7 protein-coding genes are annotated in these 11708 nt (G+C 67.7%); 6 read left to right on the top strand and 1 reads right to left on the bottom strand.

What is annotated here, in order from left to right; translation table 11 throughout:
- Positions 1-305: iron-sulfur cluster assembly protein (locus AC3WON_RS03500; protein WP_492351159.1), on the bottom strand; the 305-nt coding region annotated here is incomplete at its 3' end.
- Positions 306-645: 340 nt separating this feature from the next.
- Here AC3WON_RS03500 and AC3WON_RS03505 point away from each other — a divergent pair.
- From AC3WON_RS03505 to AC3WON_RS03530, 6 genes are all read left to right on the top strand, one after another.
- Entirely contained in the window at positions 646-1284 is a 639-nt protein-coding gene (locus tag AC3WON_RS03505) for a YiaD family glycine zipper/OmpA-like lipoprotein (protein ID WP_492319734.1), read from the top strand.
- Positions 1285-1570: 286 nt separating this feature from the next.
- Positions 1571-3631 (top strand): methionine--tRNA ligase, encoded by a 2061-nt coding sequence (gene metG / locus AC3WON_RS03510; RefSeq protein WP_492351160.1) that lies wholly within the window; start codon positions 1571-1573, stop codon positions 3629-3631.
- A gap of 355 nt (positions 3632-3986) precedes the next feature.
- Positions 3987-7313, top strand: a complete 3327-nt coding sequence (locus AC3WON_RS03515; RefSeq protein ID WP_492351161.1) for an acetyl-CoA carboxylase family protein — start codon at positions 3987-3989, stop codon at positions 7311-7313.
- 46 nt (positions 7314-7359) lie between these two features.
- Entirely contained in the window at positions 7360-9093 is a 1734-nt protein-coding gene (locus AC3WON_RS03520) for an AMP-binding protein (protein ID WP_492319731.1), read from the top strand.
- 121 nt (positions 9094-9214) lie between these two features.
- Positions 9215-10006: an IclR family transcriptional regulator gene (locus AC3WON_RS03525; RefSeq protein ID WP_492319730.1), complete on the top strand. Its 792-nt coding sequence runs from the start codon at positions 9215-9217 to the stop codon at positions 10004-10006.
- 59 nt (positions 10007-10065) lie between these two features.
- Complete coding sequence (locus tag AC3WON_RS03530; RefSeq protein WP_492351162.1) at positions 10066-11667, top strand: ABC transporter substrate-binding protein; 1602 nt, start codon at positions 10066-10068, stop codon at positions 11665-11667.
- The last annotated feature ends 41 nt before the right edge of the window (positions 11668-11708 follow it).

Genomic DNA, 11708 nt, shown 5'->3' on the forward strand with positions numbered 1-11708 from the left:
GCAATCACGTTCTTCACGCCCGGCAGCAGCTTGACCCCGCGCTGCACCGCGTGCGCGACGATCTTCATGGTCACGGCGACGCTGACATTGCTCACGCCCGGCACTTGCCGCACCGCAGCAACCACCAGCTTGCGGATCGGATCGAACTGGCTCTTCGCGGGGTAGCCGAGTTCGACTTCCAGCGAGACATCGCCGCCGTCGACGCGGATATTCCTGGCCGAGCGGGTGGACACCAGGTCCTTGCCCGTATTGGGATCGATGACGGTGCGCAGGGCTTCGGTGACCTGCTCAGTGCTGACGCTCAAGACAAACTCCGCTTCGATGATTTGGGGGATTGGCGCATGATGGCCTGCGCCTAATGTATCAAAGTATGCAGCACCGGCCATGAACGCCGGAAATCCGCGCGCAATACCCTGCATTGGGTGTGGGATTACAGACATTTACAAATCTCACAAGCTTGCACTTGTGCGCGCGCCGCCATATCCATATTGTAGTGCGGTTGGACGGCCCGGTACGCCGGCATCGCAGGCGGTTGCCAGCACCGGCCGGGCCCGACGCGTACAAAGGGTTACCTGCCGCTAGCCTTGGCGTTACCATCGCGATGCGGTACCAAGAACATTTACGGGAACATCAGAAGGAGAAAGCATGAAGATCAAGCTCGTTACTGTCTCGCTCGCCGCTGCCACGCTGCTGGCCGCAGGTTGCGCCACTGAACAGCAGACCCATACGGCAGTCGGCACCGGCGTGGGCGCCGCGGTCGGCGCCGGGCTTGGCAACCTGATCGGCGGCAATACCACCGGCACGCTGGTGGGCGCGGCAGTGGGCGGTGCCATCGGCGGCGCAACCGGCTACAACTGGAACGCCATCCGCGGCAAGCTGAACAAGGACACCGCGGGCACGGGCACCCAGATCACCGAGCAGCCGGATGGCACGCTCAAGGTCAACATCCCCAGCCAGGTTACCTTCGATACCGACAGCGCCACCATCAAGCCGTCGTTCCGCTCGGTGCTCGACCAGGTCGCGCAGACCCTGGGCCAGCACCAGGACGTGAGCGCCAACGTGGTGGGCCATACCGACAGCACCGGCAACCCCAGCTACAACATGCAGCTGTCGCAGCGCCGCGCCCAGAGCGTGGCCGGCTACCTGGGTGATCGCGGCGTCGCACGCAACCGCCTGACGGCCGAAGGGCGCGGGCAATCCCAGCCAGTTGCGGACAACGGCTCGGAGGCCGGACGGGCACAAAATCGCCGCGTCGAAATTTTTTTGAAACCAATTCAAGGATGACCTAGTCATAGAAACAGGTGCCGCTTGCCACCGTTGCTGGCTCGCGATGGGTGGCTGACCTCCCGGGCGGTACCTGATTTCTCCTCCTTTTCCGTTGTGGAAAGCTGCGCCGGCTCTGACCGGCGCTTTTTTTTGGCCGAACGGATCCGCCGGCTTCGTCATTCCGCCATGCGGAACCGCGCGCAGGCGCTGGCCAGTTGCTAAAATAGCCCCTTCCCGGCACGCGCCTCCCCTCCTGGCTGGCGCCGTCCCCTGATACTTCCCCGCTCCTGACCGGCTCCTGTTTATGACCGCACGTCGCATCCTCGTCACATCCGCCCTGCCTTATGCCAACGGCCAGATCCATATCGGCCACCTGGTGGAATATATCCAGACCGATATCTGGGTGCGTTTCCAGCGCATGATGGGCAACGAGGTCTACTACGTCGGCGCCGACGACACCCACGGCACGCCGGTCATGCTGCGCGCAGAGAAGGAAGGCATCACGCCCAAGGCACTGATCGACCGCGTCTGGACCGAGCACAAGCGCGACTTCGACAGCTTCCTGGTGTCGTTCGACAACTACTACAGCACCGACGCGGAAGAAAACCGCGAGCTGTGCGAAAAGATCTACCTGGCCCTGAAGGCCGAGGACCTGATCGCCGAGCGCGAGGTCGAGCAGTTCTTCGACCCGGTCAAGAACATGTTCCTGCCGGACCGCTTCATCAAGGGCGAGTGCCCCAAGTGCGGCGCCAAGGACCAGTACGGCGACTCCTGCGAGGTCTGCGGCACCACCTACGTGCCGACCGACCTGAAGAACCCGTATTCGGTGGTGTCCGGCGCCACGCCGGTGCGCAAGTCGTCGGCCCATTACTTCTTCAAGCTGTCCGATCCGCGCTGCGAGACCTTCCTGCGCGAATGGGTGGCCGACCTGGCCCAGCCCGAAGCCGCCAACAAGATGCAGGAATGGCTGGGCGCCGAGGGCGAGGCCTCGACCCTGTCCGACTGGGACATCTCGCGCGATGCGCCCTACTTCGGCTTCGAGATCCCCGGCGCGCCCGGCAAGTATTTCTACGTGTGGCTGGACGCCCCGATCGGCTACTACGCCAGCTTCCAGAACCTGGCCGCGAAGAAGGGCATCGACTTCGACGCCTGGGTCGGCCCGCATTCCACCGCCGAGCAGTACCACTTCATCGGCAAGGACATCCTGTACTTCCACACGCTGTTCTGGCCGGCGATGCTGCGCTTCTCGGGCTACCGCACCCCGACCAATGTGTTCGCCCACGGCTTCCTGACCGTGGACGGCGCCAAGATGAGCAAGTCGCGCGGCACCTTCATCACCGCGCAGAGCTATGTCGACACCGGCATGAACCCGGAATGGCTGCGCTACTACTTCGCCGCCAAACTCAACGCGAGCATGGAAGACCTCGACCTGAACCTCGATGACTTCATTGCGCGCGTGAACAGCGACCTGATCGGCAAGTACGTCAATATCGCCAGCCGCGCCGCGGGCTTCCTGGTCAAGCGCTTCGAAGGCAAGGTCGACGAGGCCGCGCTGGCCCACCCGCTGCTCGAGCAGCTGCGCCAGGCCGCACCGCAGGTCGCACACCTCTACGAAGCCCGCGAGTACAGCAAGGCGTTGCGCCTGGTGATGGAGCTGACCGATGCGGTCAACTCCTTCGTCGACACCGAGAAGCCGTGGGAACTGGCCAAGGACGAAAACAAGCGCGCGGCGCTGCATGCGGCATGCTCGGTCTCGCTGGAAGCCTTCCGCCTGCTGACGGTCTACCTGAAGCCGGTGGTGCCGAACGTGGCTGCCGGCGTTGAGCGCTTCCTGAACGTCGAGCCGCTGGACTGGCGTGCCATCGACAAGCAGCTGTCGGCTGCCAGCCCGGTGCAGGCCTACCAGCACCTGATGACGCGCGTCGATGCCAAGCAGGTCGATGCGCTGCTGGCTGCCAACCGCGAATCGCTGCAGGCAACCGCGGCGCCGGCCGCCGCGGGCGCGGCGATCGAGCCGATCGCCGACACCATCACCATCGACGACTTCGCCAAGGTGGACCTGCGCGTCGCGAAGATTGTCGAATGCCAGAAGGTGGAAGGTTCGAACAAGCTGCTGCAGCTGACGCTGGACCTGGGCGAAGGCCGCACCCGCAATGTGTTCTCCGGCATCCAGTCGGCCTACACGCCGGAGCAGCTGGTCGGCAAGCTGACCGTGGTGGTGGCCAACCTGGCCCCGCGCAAGATGAAGTTCGGCGTGTCCGAAGGCATGGTGCTGGCTGCGTCTGCGGCGGATGAGAAGGCCGCGCCGGGCCTGTATATCCTGGAGCCGCACGAGGGCGCGGTGCCGGGCATGCGCATCGGCTGAAGCAGGGCACTCATCGCCGTTCCCCTCTCCCGCTGGCGGGAGAGGGCGGCAAATCCGCGGTAACGCCATGTTCCGCGCGTTCCACCGGTATCGATCCAAGGCCAGCCAGGCCTCTGGATCGACCCGCCACACCGCCCGAGATTCTGCAATGCAGAACAGAACGGGCAGCCCTTCCCCCTCCCCCTTGCTCCCGCGCTATGCACGCGCGGCATGTCATACATGGTTCCGGCGCATCGCGCTTGTGACCCCTGGACGAGCCGCGTAGATTCCACCTCGCAGAATCACAAACCAAAAAACAGAAGCCGGCCACGCAACGCTGCTTGCGCGATGCCGCTTCGCATGGAAGGGGACATTTGTGAAGAAGCTCCTGATCGCCAATCGTGGCGAGATCGCGTTGCGCGTGCAACGCGCCGCACGAGACCTTGGCATCGCCACCGTGGTGGTCTATGCCACCGACGACGATGCCAGCCGGCACCGCCTGCTGGCCGACGAAGCTGTTGCGCTGCAGGGCCAGGGGGCCGCTGCCTATCTCGACATTCCCGCCATCATCAGCGCAGCGCGCGCCACCGGCTGCGACGCCATCCACCCTGGCTATGGCTTTCTCAGCGAGCGCGCCGACTTTGCCAGCGCCTGCGCAGCCGCGGAGATCGTCTTTGTCGGCCCCGAGCCCGAGCAGCTGGCCCTGTTCGGCGACAAGGGCCGCGCGCTGGCGCTGGCCGCGCGCTGCGGCGTACCGGTGATGCCCGCCACCGCGGGCGGCGCCACGCTCGATGCGGTGACCGCATTCTTCGACGAACAGGACGGCGCCGGCGTGGTGCTCAAGGCGGTGGGCGGCGGCGGCGGGCGTGGCATGCGCGTGGTGCGCGAGCGCGACGCGCTGCCCGAAGCCTATGCGCGCTGCCGCTCCGAAGCACGCTCGGCCTTCGGCATCGATGCCATCTACGCCGAACGGCTGGTGGCCCGCGCGCGCCATATCGAAGTGCAGATCGCCGGCGACGGCCACCATGTGATCGCACTGGGCGAGCGTGACTGCACGCTGCAACGCCGTTTCCAGAAAGTGGTCGAGATCGCGCCCAGCCCGGCGCTCGATCCGGCGCTGCGCCAGCGCATTGTCGATGCCGCCTGCACGCTCGCGCGCGAAGCGCGCTACCGCAGCCTGGGCACGTTTGAATTCCTGGTCGAAGAGCCCGAGGACGGTGCGCGCCGCGATGGCGCGGCCCTGCCCTTTGTCTTTATCGAAGCCAACCCGCGCCTGCAGGTCGAGCACACCGTCACCGAGCAGGTCACCGGCATGGACCTGGTGGCCGTGCAGCTGGGGCTGGCCGAAGGCCGGCGCCTGGCGGAACTGGGGCTGGACCCGCAGCACCCGCCGCGCGTGCGCGGCTATGCCATCCAGGTGCGCGTGAATGCCGAGGCCACCGATGCGCAAGGGCTGGCACGCCCGGCACAGGGGCGGCTGGAGCGCTTCGATCCGCCCACCGGGCCGGACGTGCGCGTCGACACCCACGGCTATACCGGCTATGCACCGTCCGCGCATTACGACACGCTGCTGGCCAAGCTGATCGTCACCTCGGCCAGCGACAACTTCGCTGACGCAGTGCGGCGCCTGCAGCGCGCGCTCGGGGAATTCAATATCGGCGGCATCGCCACCAACCTCGACCTGCTGCGGGCGCTGGCCGAGCGCGACGACTTTGCCAGCCAGCACGTGCATACGCGCTATATGGAAGCCGCGCTGCCCGCCCTGCTGGAACGCGCCGCGCAGATTGCGGCGCACGACGCGGCGCGGCAGGCCCTCGCAGGAGGCAGCCCCCCCAGGGTGGCGGCACCTTCCAGCACGGCAAGCTTCGAGGAGCAACTGGGCGAGGGCCTGTGCGCGGTGCGCGCGCCTATGAACGGACGCGTGATCGAACTGGCGCGCGAGAACGACCTGGTCAAGGCTGGCCAGACCGTGGCCGTGCTCGATGCGATGAAGATGGAACATGCCATCGTGGCCGAGCACGCGGGCCGCGTGATCGACCTGCGCACCGCTTCCGGCGAGCAAGTCGCCGAGGGCCAGGTCATGCTGGTGCTGGAGCCTGCCGACGCTGGCGCCCATGCCGACGGCGAGGCCGAGCACACCGACCCGTCAGCGATCCGCGCCGACCTGCAGCGCGTGCTCGACCGCCATGCCTTCCTGTACGACGCGGCCCGCCCCGAGGCCGTGGCACGCCGCCATGCGCGCGGCCAGCGCACCGCGCGCGAGAACGTCGACGACCTGTGCGATGCCGGCAGCTTCCGCGAATACGGCGGCCTGGCGCTGGCGGCACAGGCCAGCCGGCGCAGCGAGGCCGACCTGATCGCCAACACCCCTGCCGACGGGCTGATCACCGGTACCGGCGCCGTCAACGGCAGCCTGTTCGCACCGGAGCGCGCGCGCTGCGCGGTGCTGGCCTACGACGCCACCGTGCTGGCCGGCACCCAGGGCAAGCGCAACCATATCAAGACCGACCGCATCCTGGAGGTGGCGCTGCGGAACCGGCTGCCGACGGTGATCTTTGCCGAAGGCGGCGGCGGCCGCCCGGGCGACATCGACTTCCCCACCGTGGCCGGCCTGTACCAGCCTTCGTTCGCCGCCTTCGCCGAGCTGAGCGGCGAAGTGCCGGTGGTGGGCATCGCCTCCGGGCGCTGCTTTGCCGGCAATGCCGCGCTGCTGGGCTGTTGCGACCTGATCATCGCCACGCGCAACGCCAACATCGGCATGGCCGGCCCGGCCATGATCGAAGGCGGCGGCCTGGGCGTGTTCCGCCCCGAGGACATCGGCCCGGCCACGGTGCAGTACCACAACGGCGTGGTCGACTTGCTGGTCGACGATGAGGCCGACGCGGTGGCCGCGGCCAGGCATTACCTGTCGATGTTCCAGGGCCGTGTCGACGACTGGCAGGCGCCTGACGCGCTGGCGCTGCGCCAGGTGGTGCCGGAAAACCGCCTGCGCGTCTATGACACGCGCGCCGCCATCGCCGGCCTGGCCGACGCGGGCAGCGTGCTGGAACTGCGCGCCGGCTTCGGCACCGGCATCCACACCGCGCTGGCGCGCATCGAAGGCCGGCCCGTGGGCATTCTCGCCAACAACCCGCGCCACCTCGGCGGCGCCATCGATGCCGACGCCGCCGACAAGGCCGCGCGCTTCATGCAGGTGTGCAATGCGCACGGGCTGCCGATCGTATCGCTGATCGACACTCCGGGCTTCATGGTGGGCCCGGAGGTCGAGGCCCGCGCCCAGGTGCGCCATGTGTCGCGCATGTTCGTCGCCGGCGCCAAGCTGCGCGTGCCGTTCCTGGCGGTGGTGCTGCGCAAGGGCTACGGCCTGGGCGCGATGGCGATGGCCGCGGGCGGCTTCCGCGCGCCGACCTTCACGGTCTCGTGGCCAACCGGCGAATTCGGCGGCATGGGCCTGGAGGGCGCGGTGCGGCTGGGCTTCCGCAAGGAGCTGGAAGCGCTGCCGGCCGGCCCGCAGCGCGATGCGCTGTACCAGCAGCTGGTGGCGCAGATGTACGAGCGCGGCCATGCCATCAACGCCGCTGCGGCATTGGAACTCGACGCCGTGATCGACCCTGCCGCCACCCGCCAGTGGGTGGTCAGCGGGCTCGAGGCCGGTGCCGCCAATCCCCAGCGCCCGATGCGCACCTTCGTCGACGCCTGGTAGGCGCGGCGGCAGACAGAACCAGAGCGAAAGCAAGAGGAGACAGCAGATGAACGAACAGGCGTTCTTCGAGGACCTGGAAGCCCGGCATCGCAAGATCTGGCCCGCAGGCCTGCCCGATGCACCGGTCTATCCCCATGGCGAGGCTCCGCTGGGCGACTACCTGCGCGCGTGGGCGCGCAAGCGCCCGGACCACGCCGCGCTGGTCTGGTACGGCACCACCGTGACCTATGCCGAGCTCGACGACCTGTCCGAGCGCTGCGCCGCGCTGCTCAAGGACCGCGGCGTGGGCGCGGGCGACCGGGTGGCGGTGATGATGGGCAACTGCCCGCAATTCCACGTGGTCTTCTACGGTATCCTGAAGCTGGGCGCGGTCTATGTGCCGGTCAACCCGCTCTTCAAGGAACAGGAGCTGGTCTACGAACTGAACGATGCCGGCGCCACCACCGCCATCGTGCAGGACCAGCTTGCGCCGCTGCTGATGTCGGTGCGCGCACAGACGCGGCTGCACACCGTCTACACCACCAGTGCCGGCGCGATGCTGCCGGCGCAGCCGGACCTGCCGCTGCCAGCGGGCCTCGACGCGCCTCCGCTGGCAGTGGAAGGCACCATCGACCTGCTGCAGGCGCTGCGCGACACCACGCCGGTCGCACTGCCCCCGGTCGACATGGACGCGCTGGCCGCGCTGAACTACACCGGCGGCACCACCGGCCTGCCCAAAGGCTGCATGCACACGCAGCGCGACATGGTCTACACCGCAGCGGCTTCCTACGCGCTCACCGGCGGTGTCGATGCGGAACGGCTGGCAGAGGGCTCGAACGACGTGATGCTGAACTTCCTGCCGATGTTCTGGATCGCGGGCGAGAACCTCGGGCTGATCTATCCGATCTTCAGCGGCGCGACCGTGGTGCTGCTGGCGCGCTGGGACCCGGTGGCGGTAATGGCCGCGATCGAGCGCTATCGCGTCAACCGCACCTTCGTGGTGGTGGACAACGCGGTCGAACTGATGAACCACCCCGAATCCGGCCGCTACGACCTGCGTTCGCTGCAGCACACGCGCGCCGCCTCGTTCATCCGCAAGATCACCCCCGACATCCGCCAGCGCTGGCACGCGCTGACCGGCAGCATCATTGCCGAAGGCGCCTGGGGCATGACCGAGACCCATACCAGCGACACCTTCACCACCGGCATGCAGGACGACGACATGGACCTGCGCGGCCGCCCGGTCTTTGTCGGCCTGCCGGTGCCGGGCACGCGCATCAAGATCTGCGACTTCGACACCGGCGCGGTGCTGCCGGTCGGCGAGGAAGGCGAGATCGTGGTCAGCACGCCGTCGCTGTTCAAGGGCTACTGGGGCCGCCCCGACGTCGATGCCGAGGTATTCCGCGACGGCTGGTTCCGCACCGGCGATATCGGCGCCTATGACGAGGCGGGCTACCTGCATTTCCTGGGACGGCGCAAGGAGATGCTCAAGGTGCGCGGCATGAGCGTGTTCCCGTCCGAGCTGGAGGTGCTGCTGTCGCGCCACCCGGCGGTGCTGGGGTCGGCCGTGGTGGGCCGCCCCGACCCGGACAAGGGCCAGGTGCCGGTGGCCTTTATCCGCCTGCGCGCCGAGCACGCCGACGGCATCACTGCCGACACGCTGCATGCATGGTGCCGCGAGCAGATGGCGGTCTACAAGGTGCCCGAGATCCGCATCCTGCCCGAGTTCCCGCTGACCGCCACCGGCAAGGTGCGCAAGGTCGAGCTGCAGGCCTTGCTGGATACCGAGGCCGGCGGCTGAACGGGACCGCTGTCGGGTAGTACCGCCGTACCGGACCAGGACGCCGCGCGCGCGTCCGGCACGCCTGCGCGTCGAACAAGCGCGGCTGGCGTGCAACGGCACAACGAGGGAGCCAACGGTTATGCAGGACCGATCCACCGGCAATGCCTTCAAGGAAGACCGCCACTTCGTCACCGCGCTGGCGCGCGGGCTGGAAGTGCTGGCCTGCTTCCGCACCAGCGACCGCGTGCTGGGCAACCAGGAAATCGCCCGGCGCTGCGGGCTGCCCAAGTCGACCGTATCGCGCCTGACCTCCACCCTGACCCGGCTGGGCTACCTGGCGCAGGCCGAAGGCAGCCACAAGTACAGCCTGGGCACGGCCTGCCTGCGGCTGGGCAGCGCCATGCTGTCGCGGCTGGACATCCGCAAGGTGGCGCGACCGCTGATGCAGGAGTTGGCGGACTTTTCCGGCGGCACGGTGTCGCTGGGCACGCGCGACCGCTTCTCGATGATCTATGTCGAGCACTGCCGCAGCTGCGCCGCGATTGCGCTGACGCTCGATACCGGCTCGCGCATTCCGGTCGCCACCTCGGCCATCGGCCGCGCCTGGCTGGCGGTGGTGCCGGACGAAGAGCGGCAGGCCTTCATGGAACAGGTGCGCGACGTCGACGACATGGCGTGGCCGCGCCTGCGCCAGGGCATCGAACAGGGCCTGGCGGACCACCTCACCCTGGGCGTGACCTGCTCGATGGGCGATTGGCAGCCAGACGTCAACGGCATCGCGCGCGGCTTCGAGCCCGGCCATGGCATGCCGCCCATGGCCCTCAACGTGGGCGGACCGTCGTTCCGCCTGTCCCCTTCATTCCTGCTCGACGAGGTGCGCCCGCGCCTGCTGGAGGTGGTACGCCAGCTGGAAGGCAGCTTCCCGCGCTGAGCGCATCCGTTATCCACACCAACAGCGCCGCCACGAGACGGCGCAACAGGAGGAGCACCATGCAAGTGAAGTTGACCGACGCCGCCCGGCGCCGCCTGCTGGCCGGCATGCTGGCCGCCGCCACCATCCCCGCGGCCCAGGCCGCCCCGCCCTCGCCGGCCACCGGCAGCCTCACCGTCGCCTTCGGCGCGGAGTCGACCACGCTCGATCCGGTCAAGATCTCGGCCGGCGTCGACCACTACTTTGTCGGCCAGATCTTCGAGATGCTGGTGCGCCGCAATGCCGCGCTCAAGGACGAGAACTGGCTGGCGGAGAACTGGAAGCTGGAAACCGGCAAGGACGGCAAGCCCGTGCTCGACGTGCAGCTGCGCAAGGGCGTGCGCTTCCACAACGGCGACCCGCTGACGTCCGAGGACCTCGAGTTCTCCTGGCAACGCCAGCGCGACCCCAAGAGCAGCTTCTTCTCGCACTATGTCTCGTCGGTCGAGCGTTTCGAGATCGTGGATGCGCACCGCTTCAGGCTGCATTTCAAGGAGCCGGATGCGCAGTTCATCGTCGGCAACATGCAGCTGTGGGCCATGCCCAAGAAGTACATCCAGAAGGTCGGCGAAGAAGAGTTCGCCCGCAAGCCGGTCGGCACCGGCCCATGGAAGTTTGTCTCGCGCACGGTCAAGGACGAGCTGAAGCTGGAAGCGTTTGACGGCTACTGGAACAAGGAAAAGCGGCCCGGCGTCAAGGACCTGACCATCAAGGTGATTCCCGAGGACCTGACCCGGGTGGCGGCCTTCAAGACCGGGAAGGTCGATTTCATCGACAACGTACCGCCTTCGATGGTCGAAGAGTTCAAGAAGATGCCGGGCGTGAAGACCGTCACGCTGGTGAGCGGCAACAACCTCTTCCTCAATTTCAACACGCAGATGCCGAAGTCGCCGTTCAACGATGTGCGCGTGCGGCAGGCGGCCGCGCACGCCATCGACGTCGACGCCATCATCAAGCGCGTGCTGTTCGGCCAGGGCGAGCGCTATGCGCAGGTGGGCAAGGAGTCGAATGGCTACGACCCCGAACTCAAGCCCTACGCCTTCGACCAGAAGCGTGCGCGCGAGCTGCTCAGGCAGGCGGGCTACCCCAATGGCTTCGAGACCCCCTGCTACAACCTCACCACGCCGCGCGAACCGGGCGTGAAGGAAGTGGGCGAAGCCATGTATGCCTACCTGAGTTCCGTGGGCATCCGCTGCCAGGTGCGCAACCTGGAGTACGGGGCCTGGATCAGCCTGGGCAAGCGCGGCCGCTCAGGCCCGCCGGAGATGGACGGCGTGCTGAGCTGGATGTGGTCGCAGGGCCTGCCCGGCGACCCGGGACTGGCCTGGTCCGGCCATTTGCACAGCTACCAGAGCGGCGGCGGCTGGGGCACTTATTCCTACACCAGCGACCCCGAGGTCGACGCGCTGCTTGAGAAGCAGCGTCAGACCATGGACCCCGCGGCGCGCACCGCGCTGCTGCGCCAGATCGCGCGGCTCAAGCAGGAGCGCGTGCTGGGCGGCCTGCCGACCTACCGGCCGCTGGTGACCTTTGCCTGGCGCGACAACAAGATCAACTACGTGCCCTGGCCCATCCGCGACTACTGGCGCTCGTTCCAGGAAGTCAGCTGGAAGCAGCGCTGATCCGCCGCCGCGCCCGGCGCCCGTGCCGGACGCGGCATCCC

Source organism: Cupriavidus sp. FW305-46 (genome assembly GCF_058787075.1).

What these genes read in the sequence shown, in the direction of transcription:
- AC3WON_RS03525 (WP_492319730.1), top strand. Translation starts at nt 9,215, where the DNA reads ATGCAGGACCGATCCACCGGCAATGCCTTCAAGGAAGACCGCCACTTC.
- AC3WON_RS03520 (WP_492319731.1), top strand. Translation starts at nt 7,360, where the DNA reads ATGAACGAACAGGCGTTCTTCGAGGACCTGGAAGCCCGGCATCGCAAG.
- AC3WON_RS03530 (WP_492351162.1), top strand. Translation starts at nt 10,066, where the DNA reads ATGCAAGTGAAGTTGACCGACGCCGCCCGGCGCCGCCTGCTGGCCGGC.
- metG (WP_492351160.1), top strand. Translation starts at nt 1,571, where the DNA reads ATGACCGCACGTCGCATCCTCGTCACATCCGCCCTGCCTTATGCCAAC.
- AC3WON_RS03505 (WP_492319734.1), top strand. Translation starts at nt 646, where the DNA reads ATGAAGATCAAGCTCGTTACTGTCTCGCTCGCCGCTGCCACGCTGCTG.